At 71.6% G+C, this 19160-nt stretch carries 21 protein-coding genes; 16 read left to right on the top strand and 5 right to left on the bottom strand.

Features of this window, described 5'->3' with window-relative positions; translation table 11 throughout:
* Window positions 1-127: 127 nt before the first annotated feature.
* From hisB to AC4D2O_RS15215, 6 genes are all read left to right on the top strand, one after another.
* Window positions 128-745: an imidazoleglycerol-phosphate dehydratase HisB gene (hisB, locus tag AC4D2O_RS15240; RefSeq protein ID WP_490908193.1), complete on the top strand. Its 618-nt coding sequence runs from the start codon at window positions 128-130 to the stop codon at window positions 743-745.
* On the top strand, window positions 742-1380 hold the full coding sequence (gene hisH, locus AC4D2O_RS15235) for an imidazole glycerol phosphate synthase subunit HisH (protein ID WP_104050753.1): 639 nt from the start codon (window positions 742-744) through the stop codon (window positions 1378-1380). Before hisB ends, hisH begins: the two co-directional genes overlap by 4 nt.
* Window positions 1381-1384: 4 nt before the next feature.
* Complete coding sequence (locus AC4D2O_RS15230; protein ID WP_490908192.1) at window positions 1385-1543, top strand: hypothetical protein; 159 nt, start codon at window positions 1385-1387, stop codon at window positions 1541-1543.
* A gap of 64 nt (window positions 1544-1607) precedes the next feature.
* A complete protein-coding gene (gene priA / locus AC4D2O_RS15225; RefSeq protein WP_490908191.1) occupies window positions 1608-2360 on the top strand; it encodes a bifunctional 1-(5-phosphoribosyl)-5-((5-phosphoribosylamino)methylideneamino)imidazole-4-carboxamide isomerase/phosphoribosylanthranilate isomerase PriA in 753 nt (250 codons plus the stop codon).
* The gene (locus tag AC4D2O_RS15220) at window positions 2357-3223 is read left to right on the top strand and encodes an SseB family protein (RefSeq protein WP_490908190.1); all 867 of its coding nucleotides are present in this window, start codon (window positions 2357-2359) and stop codon (window positions 3221-3223) included. The genes priA and AC4D2O_RS15220 overlap by 4 nt, the downstream gene beginning before the upstream one ends.
* 31 nt (window positions 3224-3254) lie before the next feature.
* Window positions 3255-4559: an MFS transporter gene (locus tag AC4D2O_RS15215; protein WP_490908189.1), complete on the top strand. Its 1305-nt coding sequence runs from the start codon at window positions 3255-3257 to the stop codon at window positions 4557-4559.
* Between the two features lie 17 nt (window positions 4560-4576).
* On the opposite strand, the gene AC4D2O_RS15210 is transcribed toward AC4D2O_RS15215, so the two are convergent.
* The gene (locus AC4D2O_RS15210; RefSeq protein ID WP_490908188.1) at window positions 4577-5029 is read right to left on the bottom strand and encodes a DUF1844 domain-containing protein; all 453 of its coding nucleotides are present in this window, start codon (window positions 5027-5029) and stop codon (window positions 4577-4579) included.
* 335 nt (window positions 5030-5364) lie between these two features.
* Between AC4D2O_RS15210 and infC the strand changes: the two genes are divergently transcribed.
* From infC to AC4D2O_RS15190, 4 genes are all read left to right on the top strand, one after another.
* Window positions 5365-6516 carry a translation initiation factor IF-3 gene (gene infC, locus AC4D2O_RS15205; protein WP_490908187.1) on the top strand — a complete coding sequence of 384 codons (1152 nt, stop codon included), beginning with the start codon at window positions 5365-5367 and terminating at the stop codon, window positions 6514-6516.
* Between the two features lie 105 nt (window positions 6517-6621).
* Window positions 6622-6816 carry a 50S ribosomal protein L35 gene (rpmI, locus tag AC4D2O_RS15200; protein ID WP_104050748.1) on the top strand — a complete coding sequence of 65 codons (195 nt, stop codon included), beginning with the start codon at window positions 6622-6624 and terminating at the stop codon, window positions 6814-6816.
* A gap of 87 nt (window positions 6817-6903) precedes the next feature.
* Entirely contained in the window at window positions 6904-7293 is a 390-nt protein-coding gene (gene rplT, locus AC4D2O_RS15195) for a 50S ribosomal protein L20 (RefSeq protein ID WP_055772447.1), read from the top strand.
* A 45-nt stretch (window positions 7294-7338) separates the two neighbouring features.
* Window positions 7339-8283, top strand: a complete 945-nt coding sequence (locus AC4D2O_RS15190) for a TrmH family RNA methyltransferase (RefSeq protein ID WP_490908186.1) — start codon at window positions 7339-7341, stop codon at window positions 8281-8283.
* A 33-nt stretch (window positions 8284-8316) separates the two neighbouring features.
* Here AC4D2O_RS15190 and AC4D2O_RS15185 read toward each other — a convergent pair whose 3' ends face one another.
* A complete protein-coding gene (locus AC4D2O_RS15185; RefSeq protein ID WP_490908185.1) occupies window positions 8317-9552 on the bottom strand; it encodes an MFS transporter in 1236 nt (411 codons plus the stop codon).
* A 319-nt stretch (window positions 9553-9871) separates the two neighbouring features.
* Here AC4D2O_RS15185 and AC4D2O_RS15180 point away from each other — a divergent pair, with 319 nt between their 5' ends.
* The 3 genes from AC4D2O_RS15180 (at window position 9872) to AC4D2O_RS15170 (ending at window position 11946) form a co-directional block, all read left to right on the top strand.
* The gene (locus tag AC4D2O_RS15180; RefSeq protein WP_490908184.1) at window positions 9872-11041 is read left to right on the top strand and encodes a glutamate--cysteine ligase; all 1170 of its coding nucleotides are present in this window, start codon (window positions 9872-9874) and stop codon (window positions 11039-11041) included.
* A 103-nt stretch (window positions 11042-11144) separates the two neighbouring features.
* Window positions 11145-11393 (top strand): hypothetical protein, encoded by a 249-nt coding sequence (locus AC4D2O_RS15175; protein ID WP_490908183.1) that lies wholly within the window; start codon window positions 11145-11147, stop codon window positions 11391-11393.
* A 70-nt stretch (window positions 11394-11463) separates the two neighbouring features.
* Window positions 11464-11946 (top strand): NUDIX domain-containing protein, encoded by a 483-nt coding sequence (locus AC4D2O_RS15170; protein WP_490908182.1) that lies wholly within the window; start codon window positions 11464-11466, stop codon window positions 11944-11946.
* On the opposite strand, the gene AC4D2O_RS15165 is transcribed toward AC4D2O_RS15170, so the two are convergent.
* A complete protein-coding gene (locus AC4D2O_RS15165) occupies window positions 11918-12964 on the bottom strand; it encodes an Rv2578c family radical SAM protein (RefSeq protein WP_490908181.1) in 1047 nt (348 codons plus the stop codon). The two genes, AC4D2O_RS15170 and AC4D2O_RS15165, sit on opposite strands and share 29 nt — an antisense overlap.
* Window positions 12965-13028: 64 nt before the next feature.
* On the opposite strand from AC4D2O_RS15165, the gene pcp reads away from it, so the two are divergent.
* Entirely contained in the window at window positions 13029-13667 is a 639-nt protein-coding gene (pcp, locus tag AC4D2O_RS15160; protein ID WP_490908180.1) for a pyroglutamyl-peptidase I, read from the top strand.
* Between the two features lie 21 nt (window positions 13668-13688).
* Here pcp and AC4D2O_RS15155 read toward each other — a convergent pair whose 3' ends face one another.
* Window positions 13689-14159 (bottom strand): eCIS core domain-containing protein, encoded by a 471-nt coding sequence (locus AC4D2O_RS15155; protein WP_490908179.1) that lies wholly within the window; start codon window positions 14157-14159, stop codon window positions 13689-13691.
* 204 nt (window positions 14160-14363) lie between these two features.
* On the opposite strand from AC4D2O_RS15155, the gene pheS reads away from it, so the two are divergent.
* Both pheS and pheT read left to right on the top strand, forming a co-directional pair.
* Entirely contained in the window at window positions 14364-15455 is a 1092-nt protein-coding gene (pheS, locus tag AC4D2O_RS15150) for a phenylalanine--tRNA ligase subunit alpha (RefSeq protein ID WP_490908178.1), read from the top strand.
* Entirely contained in the window at window positions 15456-17999 is a 2544-nt protein-coding gene (gene pheT / locus AC4D2O_RS15145; protein WP_490908177.1) for a phenylalanine--tRNA ligase subunit beta, read from the top strand. It abuts the gene before it with no gap.
* 98 nt (window positions 18000-18097) lie between these two features.
* Here the strand turns inward: pheT and AC4D2O_RS15140 are convergent, their stop codons facing one another.
* Window positions 18098-19063, bottom strand: a complete 966-nt coding sequence (locus AC4D2O_RS15140) for a quinone oxidoreductase family protein (protein WP_490908176.1) — start codon at window positions 19061-19063, stop codon at window positions 18098-18100.
* Window positions 19064-19160 lie beyond the last annotated feature (97 nt).

The raw sequence follows: 19160 nt of genomic DNA, 5'->3' as shown, positions 1-19160 counted from the left end.
TGGAGCATCGTCCCGCACGCGAGTCTCCTAGACTTGGGGGCGGTCCCGCACCTCACCGTGCATCGTCCCCAGCCACCGCCGAACCCCGATCGGCGCCGGATGCCCGGCACCGCACAGAAGGAATGCAATGACAGTTGATGCCGCCCGCGGCCGCACGGCCCGGATCGAACGCGTCACGAGCGAGTCCAGCGTCGTCGTCGAGCTCGACCTCGACGGCACCGGGGTGTCCTCGATCGACACCACGGTGCCCTTCTACGACCACATGCTCACCGCCCTGTCGAAGCACTCGCTCATCGACCTCGCCATCACGTCCTCCGGGGACACGCACATCGACGTCCACCACACGGTCGAGGACACCGCGATCGCCATCGGGGAGGCGCTCCGCATCGCCCTCGGCACGAAGGCCGGCATCCGCCGCTTCGGCGAGGCCACGGTCCCGCTGGACGAAGCCCTCGCGAACGCCGTCGTCGACATCTCGGGACGCCCGTACCTCGTGCACGGCGGCGAACCGGCGGGCCAGGAGTACCACCTCATCGGCGGCCACTTCACGGGATCGCTCACCCGGCACGTGCTGGAGGCCATCGCGCTGCACGCGCAGATCTGCCTGCACGTCACCGTCCTCGCCGGCCGCGACCCGCACCACATCGTCGAGGCCCAGTTCAAGGCCCTTGCCCGGGCGCTCCGTGCCGCTGTGGAACCCGATCCCCGGGTCGAGGGCATCCCCTCCACGAAGGGAGCGCTGTGAGCCCGCGTACCGTGACCGTGCTCGACTACGGCTCGGGCAACGTCCGCTCCGTCGTCCGCGCCCTCGAACACGTGGGAGCCGACGTCGTACTGAGCGCCAAGCCCGACGACGTCCTCACCGCCGACGGCCTGCTGGTCCCGGGCGTGGGCGCGTTCGCCGCCGTCATGAAGGGGCTCAAGGACGTCGACGCGCTGCGCATGATCGGCCGGCGCGTGGCCGGCGGCCGCCCCGTCCTCGGGATCTGCGTGGGACTCCAGGTGCTCTTCGACGAGGGCGTGGAGCACGGCGTGCGCACGCCGGGCATGGGCGAATGGCCCGGCACGGTCGAGCGGCTCCAGGCCGACGTCGTACCGCACATGGGCTGGAACACCGTGGAGGCCCCCGCGGACACCGTCCTGTTCGACGGCATCGGGGACGAGCGCTTCTACTTCGTGCACTCCTACGGCGTCCAGGACTGGTCCTTCGACGTCACCCAGCCCGCCATGAAGCCCCCGCAGGTCACCTGGTCCCACCACGGCGGGCCCTTCATCGCCGCGGTCGAGAACGGCCCGCTCAGCGCCACGCAGTTCCACCCCGAGAAGTCGGGCGACGCCGGAGCGCAGCTGCTGCGGAACTGGATCGAGGGCCTGCGGTGAACCGGTGCTGAGCCTCGTGCTCATGGGAGCCGCCGGCCTCCTCATCGGCGGCGCGTACTCCCTGCGCAGCCAGGACTTCCCGCGCTGGGTATGGATCGCCTTCCTCACGCTGGCGGGCCTCTCGCTCTTCGCCGCCTACCTCTTCACCCTCCCCGGCGACTAGCCGGACCCGACCCGACCCCATCCCGCCGGACTTCCGCAGCCCGCAGCCCGCACGAAAGCAGACCATGAGCCCCTTCGCCGAACAGCCCTCGCTCGAACTCCTCCCCGCCGTCGACGTCGCCGACGGGCAGGCCGTCCGCCTCGTCCAGGGCGAGGCCGGCAGCGAGACCGGCTACGGCGACCCGCTCGACGCGGCCCTCGCGTGGCAGGAGGCCGGGGCGGAGTGGGTCCACCTGGTCGACCTGGACGCCGCATTCGGCCGGGGCTCCAACCAGCCCCTGCTCGAGCGCGTGGTGAAGCACCTCGACATCAAGGTGGAGCTCTCCGGCGGCATCCGGGACGACGCATCCCTCGACGCCGCACTCGAGCTCGGCGCCACGCGGGTGAACCTCGGGACGGCCGCCCTGGAGAACCCCGAGTGGACCGAACTCGCCATCGCCCGGTACGGCGACGCCGTCGCCGTCGGACTCGACGTGCGCGGCACCACGCTCGCGGCACGCGGCTGGACGGAGGACGGCGGCGACCTCTGGGAGGTCCTGCAGCGCCTCGAGGACGCCGGCTGCGCACGCTACGTGGTGACGGACGTGACGAAGGACGGGACGCTCAAGGGGCCGAACATCGCCCTGCTCGAGCAGGTGCTGGCCAGGACCACCCGCCCGGTCGTGGCGTCGGGCGGGATCTCGAGCCTGGACGACATCGCGGCCCTCCGCGACCTCGTGCCGCGCGGGCTGGAGGGCGCCATCGTCGGCAAGGCCCTCTACGCCGGTGCCTTCACCCTGCCGCAGGCACTGGACGTGGCAGGGCTGCCCGCCGCGTGAGCCGGAGGGAGCTGCCCGCCCACATCGCCGCGGCACTCGCCGGCAACACCGCCGACTCCGCGGGTCGGGCTTGGGCGGGCCGGGACCTGTCCGGTCCCGCGAATCCGCTGCACGCCTTCGACGACGACGACGGCTCCGCCGACCATCCGCTCTCGGCTGCCGTGGCAGGGCTCCTGGGAGCCTCCGACGGGGCGGTGGACCAGCCCGGCCCGCGCGAACGGGCGGTCTTCACGGCGCTCACCACCGCACGCGTGTTCATCCCCATCGTCGCCCGGCTCGGCCAGGGGGCGGAGGGCGTCGCCGGCCTGGCGGCCGACAAGGAAGCCGAGATGGCGCTCGTCACGCTGACCGCGCCGGACGGGAGGAAGGCCCTGCCGGTGTTCTCCTCGACGGCGGCGCTGACCCGCTGGCACGCGGATGCGAGGCCCGTGGCGGCCTACGCCGCGCGGGCCGCCCTGGCCGCGGCGGCGGAGGACGCCGAACTGATGGTGCTCGACCCGGGCGGCGAGGTGACGGTCGTCCTCCGGCGTCCTGCCGTGTGGGCCCTCGCCCGGCAGATCGACTGGAGACCGTCGTACGAGGACCCCGACCTGGCATCGCTCGTCGCGACCGCGGCGGGCGAGGTGCCGGACATCCTCTCCGTGGCTCTGCGGCCCGCCGCCGGCGTCCTCGCACGGGCCGCCGACGGTACCATTGCTTCCGGCGGAGGACCCGGACCGGAGCTGCGGATGGACCTGCGGCTCCGCGGTGGGCTGGGGCCGCAGGACGTGCACGACGTCGTCGCGGCCTTCCGGGCGACGCTCCTGGGCGTCGATGCCTTCGTGGAACGCGTCGACTCGCTCGACATCAAACTCACCCGCTGACGCAGCGCCGTCGGCCAGGAAAGACAGAGCCGTGAACTTCGCCGTCTACCGCGACCTGCTGCGGATCCGCTCCGTGCGGACGCTGCTGATCATCGGGATGATCGCCCGCTTCCCCCACTCCGCGGCAGGCGTGCTGCTGACCCTGCACGTGGTGCAGACCCTCGACCGGGGCTACGCCGAAGCGGGCGCCGTGGCGGCCGTCGTCACGATCGGCATCGCCGTGGGCGCTCCCTGGCGCGGCCGGCGGATCGACGACGTGGGGCTGCGCCGGGCACTCATCCCGTCGGTGGTCGCCGAGGCGATCATCTGGTCGATCGCGCCGCACCTGTCCTACCAGTGGCTGCTCGTCGCGGCCCTGATCGGGGGACTCTTCACCCTCCCGGCCTTCTCGGTGATCCGCCAGGCACTCGGCGTCCTGGTGGACGGTGACCGCCGGCGCACGGCCTTCACCCTCGATGCGATCTCCACGGAAGTGGTCTTCATGGCGGGACCGGCGGTCGGCGTCGTCCTCGCCACGCAGGTGTCCTCCGTCCTCGGCCTCACCCTCGTCGGCGTCGCCGCCGCGTCGGCCGGGCTCTTCCTCATGTGGATCAACCCCGCGACGCGGTCCGAGCAGCTGCACGATGCCGCCCCCGTCACGGACCCCGTCCCGGCACCCGGGCCGGCGGTGCTCGGGGAGGCCCCGGCCGACCTCGTCGGACACCCGGGCACGACGGCGGGGCGCGGGCCCTCGATGCTGCGCAGGGGAGTGCGTCGCGCGTTCCCGTGGCTGACGGCGCCGCTCGTCCTGGTCATGGTGATCGCCGCGGGTGCCGGACTGGTCCTGTCGGGGTCCGAGGTCGGCATCGTCGCGGCCCTCGAGCTCACCGGGAACGAGGGGCAGCTGGGGCTCGTGTTCGTGGCGTGGTGCGCGGCGTCGGTGGTCGGCGGTCTCCTCTACGGAGCCCTGCACCGGCCGGTCCCGCCGTCGCTGCTGCTGCTCGGCATGGGACTCCTGACGCTGCCCATGGGATTCGCCCAGGACACGCTCTCACTGGCACTGCTGTCCATCCCGCCGGGTCTGCTGTGTGCGCCGGTCCTCTCTGCCGCCTCGGAGAAGGTCGCGGACCTCGTCGCGGAGGACCGGCGGGGGGAGGCCATGGGCTGGTACGGCTCCGCGCTGACCTCCGGTGTGGCGCTGGGCGCACCCGTCGCAGGGCTGCTCATCGACGCGACCGGCCCCTGGGGCGGTTTCACCGCCGTGTCCGTGGTCTCCGCGGCCATCGGCGCCATCGGCTACCTCGCGCGCGGTCGGAGCCTCCGGTCCCCGGCGGCATCGGGGCAGCCCGCTCGGTAGCGGGCTGCCGGGAAGCGCTAGTTGACCGGCCCGGTGTACTTCTCGCCAGGGCCCTGGCCGGGCGGGTCGGGGATGATCGACGCCTCCCGGAAAGCGAGCTGCAGGGAGCGGAGCCCGTCGCGCAGCGGTCCGGCGTGCTGGGAACCGATCTCCGGCGCCGCGGCCGTCACGAAACCGGCGAGAGCGGTGATGAGCTTGCGCGCCTCGTCGAGGTCCTTGAGCTGCTCGGCGTTCTCCTCGTGGCCGAGGCCGCACTTCACCGCCGCGGCGCTCATGAGGTGGACCGCGGAGGTGACGATGACCTCGACGGCGGCCACCTCGGAGATGTCCCTCATCTGCCGTCGGACGTCCTGCTCGGCGTCGTCCGGCGTGTCGGGGCCCTGCTCCTGCTCGTCCGCGAAGCTGCGGCGGGTCACCGGTGCGGGCACCTCGTCGGGGGCGGGCTGCGGATTGTCGTGTGGGGTGTCCATACTGGTAAGCTTGGCATAGACCAACCGGTCGCCGTTACTTGCCGTGCTCCCTCCAGGAGCGGCGGGTGGTGGCCGGGATGCAAGCGGAGTCCTCTCCCACCCGCGTTTGCCTGGTGCGACCGCTCGTCGCATTGCAGGTAGCCGGGTCACCTGGTCGGTTCTGCCGTTGCGCAGGAGGCTTCTGCCTCCCCGACCGTGCATGACCGGTTACCGAGGCCTTCGATTGCGCATGCAATGGAAGGCCTTCTTTCGTCTGCAGGCGGTTTCAGCTTGAGCATCCACAGGAGTCACACATCAGCGAGCCAAGAATCAACGATCGTATCCGCGTTCCCGAGGTGCGGTTGGTCGGACCTGCCGGCGAACAGGTAGGAATCGTCCGTATCGAGGACGCACTCCGACTTGCCGCCGAGTCCGACCTGGATCTTGTCGAGGTAGCACCGCAGGCCAAGCCGCCGGTCGCCAAGCTCATGGATTTTGGCAAATACAAGTACGAGGCGGCCGTCAAGGCCCGCGAGGCGCGGAAGAACCAGACCAACACGGTCCTGAAGGAGATCCGTTTCCGCCTCAAGATCGACACGCACGACTACGAGACCAAGCGCGGCCACGCCATCCGCTTCCTCGGCGCCGGCGACAAGGTCAAGGCCATGATCCAGTTCCGCGGACGTGAGCAGCAGCGCCCCGAGATGGGTATCCGCCTGCTGCAGAAGTTCGCGGAAGATGTCGCCGAGGTAGGCATCGTCGAGTCCTCGCCGCGTATCGACGGCCGCAACATGGTCATGGTCATCGGTCCCACGAAGAACAAGGCCGAAGCCAAGGCGGAGGCGCGACGGGAGACCCAGCGTGCCGAGGCCAAGGCAGCGAACGAGGCCGCCAGGAACGGCGAGGCGCCGCCGCGCGTCGATACCTCCGGTGCCGACAACGCGCCGCTGACGCAGTCCCTCGCGGACCTGCTGCCCGAGGGCTACGAGATCAGGAGTGCGCCCGAGGCAGTCGAGACCGTTGCAGCGGAGACCGACACCGCAGCCGAGGCACAGCGGACGGATGCCCCCCAGGCACCCGCCCAGAGCGCGCCCACGGCGGAGGCGACGGACTCCGGCACGACGGCGGCCCAGCCCGTGCAGGCACCGAAGGCGGAGCAGGCTCCGGCAGCACCGGCCCGCACCTCGTCGGCCCCTCGGTCGACGGCGCCGCGTTCGGCTGCCGACCGCCCTGCCACGTCCCGGCCCGCTTCGGCTCCGCGCCCTGCGACGTCCCGTCCCGCAGCGGCTGCCCCGGCACCGAGGTCGGCTCCGCCCGCCCCCGCACCGAGGCCTGCCGCAACGGCCCCCAAGCCTGCCGCATCGGCACCGAAGCCGTCCGCAGCAGCCCAGCCCTCGGCCACGCCGAAGCCCGGAGCGCCGAAGCCGTCGGCGACCCCCAAGCCCGCCGGCAGGGCGGCTCCATCCAAGAGCCCGACCAGCCGGCCCAAGCCCGGGAGCACGGATTAGGCCTTCAGGCCGGTCCTGACGGGCTCGTTCCACAACCAGCAGGCATCGACACGGTGTCGAACTCGGGGCGCACACGCCCCGGCTACCAGAAGGAGATCGGTTCCCATGCCGAAGATGAAGACCCACAGCGGCGCCAAGAAGCGCTTCAAGCTGACCGGAAGCGGAAAGCTCAAGCGCCAGCAGGCCAACCGCCGTCACTACCTCGAGCACAAGTCCTCGACCGTGACGCGCCGCCTCGCGAGCGACCAGATCGTCTCGAAGGCCGACACCAAGACCATCAAGAAGATGCTGGGCATCTAACCACCTATCCACCCCGGGGAAAGCGTACGCACGGACCGTGCGGCGCTGCGGCTGCGGCCGTCACCGAAGAACAAAAGGAGTACGCACGTGGCACGTGTGAAGCGGGCAGTCAATGCCCACAAGAAGCGTCGGGTCATCCTCGAGCGCGCCAAGGGCTACCGCGGACAGCGTTCGCGCCTGTACCGCAAGGCCAAGGAGCAGCTGCTCCACTCGTTCGTCTACAGCTACGGCGACCGCCGCAAGCGCAAGGGCGACTTCCGTCGCCTCTGGATCCAGCGCATCAACGCTGCCTCCCGCGCCAACGGCCTGACCTACAACCGCCTGATCCAGGGCCTCAAGGCCGCCGAGATCCAGGTGGACCGCCGGATGCTCGCCGACCTCGCCGTCACGGACGGAGCCGCCTTCGCCGCGCTCGTCCAGATCGCGAAGAACGCTCTGCCGGCCGACACGTCGGCCCCGCTCAAGGCCTCGGCCTAGGCACATCGGCTGGAGCGGGCCCTGTGGCCCGCCCACCGGACCACGATGACTGACGACGGACGCCCCCAGGCGCCACTGATGACCAACACCCAGGCTGATCGGGTGAAGGAGGTGGCACGCCTGGCAAGGCGTCCGTCGCGTCTGCGGCGCCGCGAATTCCTCGCCGAAGGGCCGCAGGCCGTGCGTGAGGCGCTGCGCCTCCACCTCGAGCGGCGTGGGGCGGGCAGGGACGACGTGGTCGTCGGTGCCTATGCCACGCCGGAGGCGCTCGAGCGCCATGCCGACATCGCGGCGCTGCTCGCCCTGGACGGTGCGCCCGTCCTCCGACAGGCGACACCGGAGGTCCTCGCGGCGATGTCGTCCACCGTGACACCGCAGGGCTTCGTGGCGGTCTGCCGGTTCGTCGACGTCCCGCTCGAGGACGTCCTCGCCGCCGGACCTCGGCTCGTGGCCGTGCTGGTCGAGGTGCGCGACCCGGGTAACGCGGGCACCATCATCCGCGCGGCCGACTCCGCCGGCGCCGGCGCCGTCATCCTGACCGGCGCGAGCGTGGATCCCTACAACCCGAAGACGGTGCGCTCCACCGTCGGTTCGCTGTTCCACCTGCCGCTCGTCCTGGGCGTGGAGCTCGACGGGCTGACCGACCGCCTGAAGGGCGGCGGGATGACCGTCCTCGCCGCCGACGGGTACGGGGCCGTGGATCTCGACGACCTGCAGGACGCAAGTGCTGCCCGCGCCATGGGCGGACCGCTCCCGGAGGGCGCCGGACCAGTGCCCGGCGCGGAAGAAGGTCTTCCCGGCTCCGTCCGCCTGGAGGATCCGACCGCGTGGCTCTTCGGCAACGAGGCGCAGGGACTGCCGCCGGCCGTGACCGCGGCCGCCGACGCGAGGGTCGCCGTGCCCGTCTACGGGAACGCGGAATCGCTCAACGTCGGCACCGCCGCCACGGTCTGCCTATACGCCTCGGCGCGCGCGCAGCGCATCGGCTAGCGCGGCCTGCCGGCCGGACCCGAGTGCCGCGCCTCAGGCGACGGGGACGGACCGGCGCTGCGACCCGGCGCGTTGCCGCCGGTCCATCCTTCCGCTGACGAGGGCCACCCCGAGTCCCAGCACGGCGAGGACCGCGCCCACGAGGGCCGGCGCCGTGAAGCCCCAACCGGCCGTGATGACGGCGCCCCCGAGTGCTGCGCCGAGCGCGTTCGCCAGGTTCAGCGAGGAATGATTCATCGACGAGGCGAGGGACGGAGCTCCGGGGGAGACGTCCAGCAGGCGCGCCTGCAGGGGCGGGATGAGGGTGGAGCCGGTCGCCCCGACGAGGAAGACGAAGAGGAATGCCGACCAGGGCGTGCCGGCCGCGAGCGGGAAGACCAGCAGAACCACGGCGATGGCGGTCATCGATCCGTAGATGCTGCCCATGATCGAGCGGTCCGCCAGCCGTCCGCCGAGGATGTTGCCGACCACCATGCCGACCCCGTACAGCGCGACGACGAACGGCAGGAGGGAAGCCCCCACTCCGGCCACCTCGGTCATCAGCGGCGCGATGTAGGAGTAGACGGCGAAGAACCCGCCGAAACCCACGATCCCGATGAGCAGTGTCATCCACAGCTGCGGACGGCGCAGCGCTCCGAGCTCACCGCGGATGCTGGCCCCCTGCCGTACGGGGAGGGCCGGGACGAACACCCTGATGAGCACCAGCGTGGCCGCACCGATCAGCCCCACCAGCAGGAACATGGACCGCCAGCCGAACTGCTGGCCCACCCAGGTCGCGAAGGGCACCCCGACGACGTTCGCGATGCTGAGCCCTAGCATGACCATCGAGATGGCGCGCCCGCGCCGGGCAGGATCGGCGAGGGACGCGGCAATGACGGCGGCCACACCGAAGTAGGCGCCGTGCGGCAGTCCGGACAGGAACCGGGAGACCAGCATCCATCCGAAACCCGAGGCGAAGAAGGAGGAGAGGTTGGCCAGCGTGATGACCAGGGCGAGGGCGAGGGCGACCGAGCGCTGGGGTCTCTTCGCGCCGAGCGTGGCAAGGACCGGCGCGCCGACGACGACGCCGAGCGCGTAGGCCGAGATGACCTGACCGCCACGCTCGTAGTCGACGCCGAGATCGGCGCGCATCTGCTCGAGCAGACCCATGATGGTGAACTCGGTGGTCCCGAGGGCGAAGCCCCCCACGGCCAGCGCCCCGATGGCCATGGCCAGCGGGCGGCCTGCGAGCCGCTGGGAGGACGTCGGGGATGGAACGGGGGCAGTCATGGGTGTCCTTGCGGCGTGATCATTCGGGGAAGGGAAGGTCGCCGCCCTCCGAGGCGCGGGGAGAACACGCGGCGACGCGGACCCCGTCGTCTCCGTCAAGCGTAGGCGATGACCGCATCGGCCCGGAAAGTCAACAGAGAGCGGCGCCGCGGCGACATTGCTGCGGCACCGTGGGCGGTCCTACGGTGGATGGACGACAACGTGGTTCAGCAGCGGCCCGACGATCGTTCCGCTGAGGGAGACCCACCATGCCCACCACCTTCCCCCGATCGCTGCAGCACGCGAGGAAGTGCTCCGCCCCGACCGGCGGGGTGCGGTCATGAGGACCTTCGGCGTGGAGGAGGAGTTCCTCCTTGTCGACGCCGACGGCGGCCACGCGGTGCCGCTGGGCCAGGAGGCCTTCCGCCTGTGCCACGACGAGCGCCTGAGCTGCGAGATCAAGCAGGAGCAGATCGAGACGAGTACCCACCCGTACGACGACGTGAACGACCTCGCCATGGACATTGCCCGGTGCCGGGCCCTCGCCGACGAGACGGCGCGGCGGGTGGGCGCACGGGCCGTGGCCCTCGCCACATCGCCCCAGCCCGCGCGCCCGATCGCCTCGCCGGGCACGCGTTACGAGCAGATGCAGGACACGTTCGCGCTGACGGCGGGCGAGCAGCTGACCTGCGGCTGTCATGTCCACGTCAGCGTGGCGGACGACGAGGAGGGCGTCGCCGTCCTCGACCGCATCCGCGCCTGGCTGCCGGTCCTCCTCGCGCTCTCGGGCAACTCGCCCTTCTGGAACGGGACGGACACCGGGTACGCCAGCTACCGGTCCCAGGCGTGGAGCCGCTGGCCCATGACCGGCCCGTGCGAGATCTTCGGCACGCCCGAGCGGTACCACGCGACCGTCACCGGGCTGCTCGACACGGCGGTGCCGGTGGACCTCGCGCAGATCTACTTCGACGCCCGCCTGAGCCACCACCACCCCACCGTCGAGGTACGCGTCAGCGACGTGTGCCTGTATTCGGACGACGCCGTCCTGCTCGCCCTGCTGACGCGGGGACTGGTCGAGACGGCAGCACGCGAGTGGCGCGCCGGCGTCGTGCCGCTCGCCGTGCCCACGGCCATGGTGAGGATGGCGTCCTGGCGGGCGGGCCGGTTCGGCCTGGACGGGATGCTGCTGCATCCGCTCACCGGGAAGCCGCAGGACGCCGGCTCCGTGGCGCTGGCGCTGCTGCGCCACGTCGGGCCGGCCCTCCGCGACCAGGGCGACGCGGAGATCGCCGAGTCGCTGCTGCGTCAGCTCCTGGCGCGCGGTACCGGGGCCCGGCGCCAGCGAGCGGCACTCCTGCGCCGGGGCAGCCTCGAGGACGTCGTCTCGGGGGCTCTCCGGGTCACCCATCTCGCGCGGGGCGGGATCGCGGACCATCACGAGGCGGCACGGCGGCCCGCGCACAGGATCCTCGCCAGGGCCACGGGCCGAGGACGTACAGCGATATCATGACGAGCCCGGGAGCCTGCCCGCGACGGGCGGCCCCGCCGGAACCACTCGCCGCAAGCGAACCACCGATAGAACCAATCGACCCACCGATAGATCGGAGTGCATCATGGGCTGGACGCCGAACTCCTTCCAACTGCCGCAGAGCGAGCACCTGCGGCAGGACATCAACCTCCCCCAGGAACCCGAGAGCGAGAGTGCCGCGGAGTTCTCCGAGGAGACGTACACCTCCACCGAACTCAACGCGGGGCAGCATGTCCCCGGCCTGAGCCCGCAGGGGGAGTACCGCCGCGGCGACAACCCCGAGCACCAGACGGCAGCCACCGGGGACGCGCTCGCCTCGCCCGAGGAGAGCTGAGGACCGGATCGGACCACCCGACGCCGGAGGCATGCCGCGGTGGCCGGTTTTCCATGGATAGACTCGGCCGGTGACGCACCCCGCAGAGACCGCGCTCCGCCAGATCGTCGGAGCCGCCGTCGTCGACTCCCTCCAGCACCCCACCCGGCTCCTCGTGGCCCGCAGGACGGCGCCCCCGCAGTTCGCCGGGATGTGGGAGTTCCCCGGAGGCAAGGTGGAACCCGGCGAGACCTGCGAGGCGGCGCTCCTCCGTGAACTCGAGGAAGAACTGGGCATCGAGGCGCGGCTCGGCCCCGAGATCGGCGGCCCGGGTCCGCGGGGCTGGCCGCTCCACGCCACGGCGGCGATGCGCGTGTGGCTCGCCGAGACGGAGGCCGGTGAAGCGGCGCCCCTGCAGGACCACGACGAACTGCGCTGGGTGGCGCTCCGCCCTGCCCGGGAACTCGACGCCCTGCCGTGGATCCCGGCCGACCGGCCCATCCTCGACGCCCTGCGGGCGGTGACGGACCGCCTGGCCGGCGCGGCTAGAACAGCGCTGCCTGGACCGGCGTAGCGGCGGACCGGCCGGCGACCGGTTCCTGCTGTCCCGCAGGCGAGAGGTTGCGGAAGAAGCCGGCGCCCGCCGCCAGGCCGTGCTTCCCGCGGAACAGCCGGATCCTGCCGGACAGCCAGTCCCGGTACTCCTTGGAGGCGTAGCTCCCCCCGCGGTAGAGCTCCTCGTAGCGTGGGACGAGATGCGGGTAGTGGGTTGCCAGCCACTGCATGAACCACTCGCGTGAGCCCGGCCGCAGATGCAGGGGACCCGCGGTGACCCCCGTGGCCCCCGCCGCCGCCAGTGCCCCGAACAGTCGGTCCAGCGACTCGTCCCCGTCCGAGAGCCAGGGCAGGATCGGCATGGCCAGGACACCGCACGGCAGGCCCGCCTCGCGCAGACGGGAGATGAGGGCCAGGCGTGCCTTCGGGGCGGGGGTCCCGGGTTCGATCGCCTCGGCGAGGACCGGGTCCACGAGCGCGAGGGAGATACCCATGCCGACCGGGACCGACCGCGCCGCGGTCTTCAGCAGCGGCAGGTCGCGTGCCAGGAGCGTGCCCTTCGTGAGGATCGAGAAGGGCGTCCCCGAGTCCGCGAGGGCCCGGATGATCCCCGGCATGAGCCCGTAGCGGCCCTCTGCGCGCTGGTACGGGTCGGTGTTCGTCCCCAGGGCCACGTGCTCGCGCTCCCAGGAGGGGCGCGCGAGTTCGCGGGCGAGCACCTCGACCGCGTTGATCTTGACCACCAGCTGCGCATCGAAGTCGAGGCCCGTGTCCAGGTCGAGGTAGCTGTGCGTCTTGCGGGCGAAGCAGTAGACACAGGCGTGGGAACAGCCGCGGAATGGGTTGATGGTCCAGGAGAACGGCATCGACGACGTCGGGGGGACCCTGTTGAGGATCGACCTGGCGGTCACCTCGTGGAACGTGATGCCCGCGAACTCGGGTGTCTGCACGCTGCGGACCAGCCCGGCCAACGGCAGCAGGGCCGGTGTCGACGGCACGACGCCGTCCGCTGTCACTTTCTGGCCTTCCCACCGCATGCCCCCAGTAGAACACGTGTACTAATTCTCCGCCACCGTCCGGAGCCTGACCTAGGCTGGGGGCATGATCCTGCTGACCGGCTTCGAACCCTTCGGGGGAGAACCGTCCAATCCGTCCTGGCTCGCCGCAGAGCGCGCGGCGCTGCTCCTGCGGGAGCAGGGGAGGGACGCTGTGGCCGTCGAACTCCCCTGCGTCTTCGGGGACAGCATCGAGGCGCTGGAGGGCGCACTGGTCCGGTTCCGGCCGGACATCGTGGTGTGCGCGGGGCAGGCCGGCGGGCGGAGCCGCGTCTCGGTGGAGCGCGTCGGCATCAACGTCGACGACGCCCGGATCGCCGACAACGCCGGACGGCAGCCCATCGACGAACCGGTGGTGCCCGGTGGTCCCGCCGCGTACTTCTCCTCGCTGCCCATCAAGGCGTGCCATGAGGCGGTGGCGGCGCTCGGCATCCCGGTGGAGGTCTCGCAGACGGCCGGGACGTACGTCTGCAATCACGTCTTCTACGGGCTCATGCACCTGCTCGCCCAGCAGGAGCACTCCCGCGGGGGCTTCGTCCACATCCCGTTCTCCATCGAGCAGGGCGAGGCACACGGGCAGCCGGGACTGGCGATCGACCTCATGGCCGAGGCCCTCGCAACCATCGCGACGACGACGGCGGACACGGGGGCGGACCTGCGGGTCGCCGCCGGCGCCGAGCACTGAGCCGGGCCCGGCACCCTGCCCTCACCGCCGCCGCGCACTCCTCGCAAGAGAGGCGACCGAGGCCCGGACCGTCCCCGCGAGCGGCCGGACCGGGCGCTCGCGGTAGCCGCCGTCGGACAGTCCCGCTCCCCGTTCGAAGGGATTGCGCGAAGCCGGGTCACCGGTGCGCAGGAGCGAATAACCCGCCGCCGCGAGATAGGCCGGCAGGAAGGGGAGTCCGAGACACGCAGCGTACTGGCGGGTGTGCCGCGCCTCGTGTTCGAGCAGTCGCGTGAAGCCCGCAGGGGCGTGGCGTGGCACGGTCCCCCGGAGGAGCACCACACTGCCCACCGTGAAGGCCCGTGCCTTCGGGAGGCGCCGCCGGTAGCCCTCGGCGAGCAGGATGCCGCCGGGTCCGGCGGAGATCCGGCAGCCGGAGAGGGCGGCGACCGCGAGACCGCACGGCGTCGACAGGTTGATCCAGTTGAGCAGCGGTACGAGCCTCCGGTCCATGCGGTCATCGTACGCGCGGCGGATCCGGCCCATGCCCTGAGGGCGGGCGCGAGTGCCGGCCGTTGCGACGGCGTCGAACCGGTCGCCTAGACTTGACACGCCGGTGCGCGCTCGCTGCGACCCGGCCTTTTCCTGTTCCCGCCAGAGGCGCGGCCCGCTCCGGCAGGCCGCCCGCCGTCCGAGAGTGCAAGGTAAGCCATCCCCATGTCCGAAACCCCAGAGCACGCCGGGCCCGACGGCCCCGAGGCCCCCGATGCTCGAGTCCCCGATCCGCTGGACGCCTCGTCGGTCGCCGCGGCCGTCGACGCCGCGCTCGCCGCCATCGCGGTAGCCGCAGACCTCGACGGGCTGAAGGGGGTGCGGATCGCGCACACCGGCGAGAAGTCTCCGCTGAGCCTCGCCAACCGGGGGATCGGTGCCCTGCCCAAGGAGCAGAAGTCCGCCGCCGGCAAGAACATCGGCCCGGCCCGCGGCCGGATCAACCAGGCGCTCGCCGCGCGCACCGTGGAGCTCGAAGCCGAGCGTGACGCACGGATCCTCGTCGAGGAGGCCGTCGACGTCACCGCGGCCCCACGCCGTCGCCGGACGGGAGCGCGGCATCCGCTGTCCACGCTGCAGGAGCGGGTCAGCGACGTCTTCGTCGGCATGGGCTGGGAGATCGCCGAGGGGCCCGAGCTCGAGTCGGAGTGGTTCAACTTCGACGCCCTGAACTTCAAGCCGGACCACCCGGCCCGCGAGATGCAGGACACCTTCTTCGTGGAGCCCCCGGAGGCCCACCTGGTGCTGCGCACGCACACGTCGCCGGTCCAGGTTCGCTCCATGCTCGAGCGCGAGCTGCCCATCTACGTCCTGTGCCCGGGCAAGGTGTTCCGCACGGACGAGCTCGACGCCACCCACACGCCGGTGTTCCACCAGTTCGAGGGCCTTGCCATCGACAAGGGCCTCACCATGGCCGACCTCGTGGGCACGCTGGAGCACTTCACGCAGCAGCTCTTCGGCGACGACGCCAAGGTGCGGTTGCGCCCCAACTACTTCCCCTTCACCGAACCGAGCGCGGAGCTGGACATCTGGCACCCCGGTGCCAAGGGCGGTCCGCGCTGGATCGAGTGGGGCGGCTGCGGCATGGTCAACCCCAACGTGCTGCGCGCCACCGGGATCGACCCGGACGTCTACTCCGGCTTCGCCTTCGGCATGGGGATCGAGCGGGCTCTGATGTTCCGCAACGAGGTCGGCGACATGCACGACATGATCGAGGGCGATGTACGTTTCAGCGAACACTTCGGGATGGAGATCTAGGTGAGAATCCCACTGTCATGGCTGCGCGAATACGCAGCCGTCCCTGCGGACGCGACCGCGGAAGAGGTCATGGCCGAGCTCGTCAAGGTGGGGCTGGAGGAGGAGGACGTCCACCGTCCCACCGACGAGCTGAGCGGCCCGATCGTCGTCGGCCAGGTGCTCAGCCTCGTCAGGGAGCCCCAGTCCAACGGCAAGACCATCAACTGGTGCCAGGTCCGCGTGGTGCCGGAGGGAACCGCGCAGACGCTCACAGGCGACGGTATCGACCCCTCCGGCGTGCAGGGCATCGTCTGTGGCGCCCACAACTTCGTCGAGGGTGACAAGGTGGTCGTGACGCTGCCCGGCGCCGTCCTGCCCGGCGACTTCCGGATCAGCCCCCGCAAGACCTACGGCCACGTATCGGCCGGCATGATCGCGTCGGTGCGCGAGCTCGGGATCGGCGACGACCACGACGGCATCCTGGTGCTCTCCACCCTGGGGCTCGACCCCGAGGTGGGCACCGACGCCATGGAGCTGCTCGGCCTCTACGACGAAGCCGCGGAGATCAACGTGACGCCCGACCGCGGGTACTGCTTCTCCATCCGCGGCGTCGCCCGGGAGTACGCCCACGCGACCGGGACGGCGTTCACCGATCCGGCCGGCGCCGTCGTCGTGCCTCCCGCCGCCGGCACCGGGTACCCGGTGCGCCTCGAGGACGCGGCGCCCATCTACGGCACACCGGGATGCGACCGCTTCGTGGTCCGGACGGTGCGGGGCGTCGACCCGACGCGGCCCACGCCGCCCTGGATGTCAGCGCGCCTGCGCCTCGCCGGGATCCGCTCCATCTCCCTCGTGGTCGACATCTCCAACTACGTGATGCTGGAACTCGGCCAGCCGCTGCACTTCTACGACCTCGACAAGCTGTCGGGCGACATCGTGGTGCGGCGCGCGAGTGCGGGTGAGAGCCTGCGGACCCTCGACGACAGGGAGCGCACGCTCGACCCCGAGGACCTCCTCATCACCGACGCGTCCGGGCCGATCGGCATCGCGGGGGTGATGGGTGGCGCCTCCACCGAGGTCTCCGACGGCACGAGCAACGTGCTCATCGAGTCCGCCCACTTCGACGACGTCAGCATCGGACGCTCGCGTCGCCGGCACCGGCTCCCGTCCGAGGCGTCCAAGCGCTTCGAGCGCGGCGTCGACTGGCAGATCGCGGACATCGCCGCGCAGCGCGCCGTCGAGCTCCTCCTCGACCTTGCGGGCGGCTCCGTGGACGACGCCGCGACCGACGTCGGGCAGCCGCCCGCGCCGCGCGTCATCGACCTCGCCGCCGATTTCCCGGAGCGCCTGGTCGGACGTGCCTTCACCGACGAGGAGATCACCGGTACGCTCACCGACCTCGGCGCAGCCGTGGAGCCGACCGACGGCGGCTACCGCGTCACCGCGCCCAGCTGGCGCACCGACCTCGAGACGCGCGAGGACCTGACCGAGGAGATCATCCGCCTCGTCGGCTACGACACGATCCCGTCGACCCTGCCCGTCGCGCCCCCCGGTCGTGGCCTGACGCGTGTCCAGCAGCAGCGCCGCCGGCTCCTCAACGCCCTGGCGGCGGCCGGTCTCACCGAGGTGCTGTCCTACCCGTTCGTCGGGGGACGCGCCAACGCCGTCTTCGGCAGCCCGGAGGAGGGCGCGGAGGTTCCGTCGGTGAGGCTCGCCAACCCGCTCAGCGCGGAACGCGGCTACCTCCGCCGGTCGCTCCTTCCCGGCCTCGTCGAACTCGCGAAGCGGAACCACTCGCGCGGGTTCCGTGACCTGGCGCTGTTCGAGTCCGGGGCGGTCTTCCTGCCGGCCGGGCCACTGGGGACGGAGTCCATCCCGCCGCTGGGCGTCAGGCCCGACGACGGCGTGCTCGACGCCCTCTACGCCGGGATCCCCGACCAGCCGCAGACCGTCGCCGCGCTGTTCACCGGCCACGAGGCCGCTCCCTCGGCCGGGGCCGCACCGCGAGCCTGGGACTGGGCCGATGCCATCGATGTGGTGCAGCTGATGGCGCAGGTCACCGGCGTCGACGTCGTCGTCCGGCAGGGAAGCCACCAGGCGTTCCACCCGGGTCGGACCGCGGAGATCTCGCTGCGCAGCGGCGAGGTGCTCGGCCACGCCGGCGAGCTCCACCCGAAGCTGATCGCGGCCGAGGATCTCCCGGCGCGCACGGTCGCGCTCGAGGTGGACGTCGATCTGCTGTTCGAGGCCGCGGCCGACGTCATCGTCGCGCGGCCGCTGTCCACGTATCCGCCGGCCACGCAGGACGTCGCGCTGGTGGTGGACGCCGCCGTGGTCGCGGGGGACGTGCTCGAGGCACTGCGTGAGGGCGCCGGCGAACTGCTCGAGGACGTCAGCCTGTTCGACGTCTACACGGGACAGGGCATCGGGGAGGGACGGAAGTCCCTGGCGTTCGCCCTGCGGTTCCGGGCGCCCGACCGCACGCTGACCGCGGAGGAGGCCAGTGCCGCGCGGGACGCCGCCGTGGCACTCGCCGCCGACCGGTTCGGTGCCGTGCAGCGCTGATCTCCCGGGTGGAGGCCCGTCCCGACCAGGGGGCGGGCCTCCCGGCTGGAGAACCACCCCGGCCGCAGGTGCTGGAAGCCTGACCCCTGCCCGAAGACTCAGGGGATCAGCAGTACCTTGCCGGTGGTCCGCCGCGCCTGAAGGTCCTCGTGGGCTCGGGCCGCGTCGGCCAGCGCGTACCGGGCGCCGATCCTCACGTCGAGCTGACCTGCCGTGACGGCGCCGAACAGCTCCTCCGATCGCCAGCGCCGCTCCTCGGGGGTGAGCAGGTAGTGCGCGAGCGTAGGTCGCGTCACGAAGAGCGAGCCGCCGCTGTTGAGGCGCTGCAGGTCCACCGGTGGTACCGCCCCGGATGCGGCACCGAAGAGGACCATCGTGCCGCGGATGCGCAGCGAGCGCAGCGATTCGTCGAAGGTGGCCTTCCCGACGCCGTCGAACACGACGTCCACACCGGTCCCGCCGGTCGAGGTCCTCACCGCGTCGGCGAAGCCCTCGTACCTCAGGACCTCGTCGGCACCCGCGCCCCGCGCCAGGTCCTCCTTCTCGGCGGTGGACACCGTGGTGATCACCCGGGCGCCCCTGGCCTTGAGCAGCTGGATCAGCAGCAGGCCCACGCCGCCGGCACCGGCGTGCACGAGGACGGTGTGCCCGGATTGCACGGGGAACGTCGAGGTGATGAGGTAGTGCGCCGTCATGCCCTGCAGGGGGAGGGCTGCCGCGGTCTCGAGGTCCACGCCGTCGGGCACGGGCAGCGCACGATCGGCGTCCACGAGTGCGTACTCCGCGTACGTGTTGCTGCCTTCGGCGAAGGCCACCCGGTCACCCGGTTCGAAGCCTGTCACGCCCTCGCCCAGCGCCTCCACGGTCCCTGCCGCTTCGGCTCCGGGAGTGAACGGATGCTCGACGGCGTAGACGCCGCTGCGCTGGTAGGTCTCGATGAAGTTGACCCCGGCGGCCGCTACCTTCACCAGGAGCTGGCCGGGGGCGGGATCCGGGCGTTCGACGGTTGCGAGGGTGAGGACATCCGGACCGCCGGGTCCGGTGACGACGATGGCTGAGGGCATGATGGTTCCCTTTCGGTGGCGTTCCCTCATGCTATTCCCGGGGCGGACCCGTCCGGTGGTTCTGATCCCGGTCCACTGTGGTGCATAAGTATGTGAA

This window comes from Arthrobacter sp. TJ-238 (genome assembly GCF_058269215.1).
The sequence above is the reverse complement of the archived record's forward strand: the minus strand, read 5'-3'. Positions and strand labels throughout refer to the sequence as shown.

Coding starts and splice junctions, on each gene's coding strand:
- hisB (WP_490908193.1), top strand. CDS start 128: ATGACAGTTGATGCCGCCCGCGGCCGCACGGCCCGGATCGAACGCGTC.
- priA (WP_490908191.1), top strand. CDS start 1,608: ATGAGCCCCTTCGCCGAACAGCCCTCGCTCGAACTCCTCCCCGCCGTC.
- AC4D2O_RS15210 (WP_490908188.1), bottom strand. CDS start 5,029: ATGGACACCCCACACGACAATCCGCAGCCCGCCCCCGACGAGGTGCCC.
- rpmI (WP_104050748.1), top strand. CDS start 6,622: ATGCCGAAGATGAAGACCCACAGCGGCGCCAAGAAGCGCTTCAAGCTG.
- AC4D2O_RS15190 (WP_490908186.1), top strand. CDS start 7,339: ATGACTGACGACGGACGCCCCCAGGCGCCACTGATGACCAACACCCAG.
- AC4D2O_RS15185 (WP_490908185.1), bottom strand. CDS start 9,552: ATGACTGCCCCCGTTCCATCCCCGACGTCCTCCCAGCGGCTCGCAGGC.
- AC4D2O_RS15180 (WP_490908184.1), top strand. CDS start 9,872: ATGAGGACCTTCGGCGTGGAGGAGGAGTTCCTCCTTGTCGACGCCGAC.
- AC4D2O_RS15175 (WP_490908183.1), top strand. CDS start 11,145: ATGGGCTGGACGCCGAACTCCTTCCAACTGCCGCAGAGCGAGCACCTG.
- AC4D2O_RS15165 (WP_490908181.1), bottom strand. CDS start 12,964: ATGCGGTGGGAAGGCCAGAAAGTGACAGCGGACGGCGTCGTGCCGTCG.
- pcp (WP_490908180.1), top strand. CDS start 13,029: ATGATCCTGCTGACCGGCTTCGAACCCTTCGGGGGAGAACCGTCCAAT.
- AC4D2O_RS15155 (WP_490908179.1), bottom strand. CDS start 14,159: ATGGACCGGAGGCTCGTACCGCTGCTCAACTGGATCAACCTGTCGACG.
- pheS (WP_490908178.1), top strand. CDS start 14,364: ATGTCCGAAACCCCAGAGCACGCCGGGCCCGACGGCCCCGAGGCCCCC.
- AC4D2O_RS15140 (WP_490908176.1), bottom strand. CDS start 19,063: ATGCCCTCAGCCATCGTCGTCACCGGACCCGGCGGTCCGGATGTCCTC.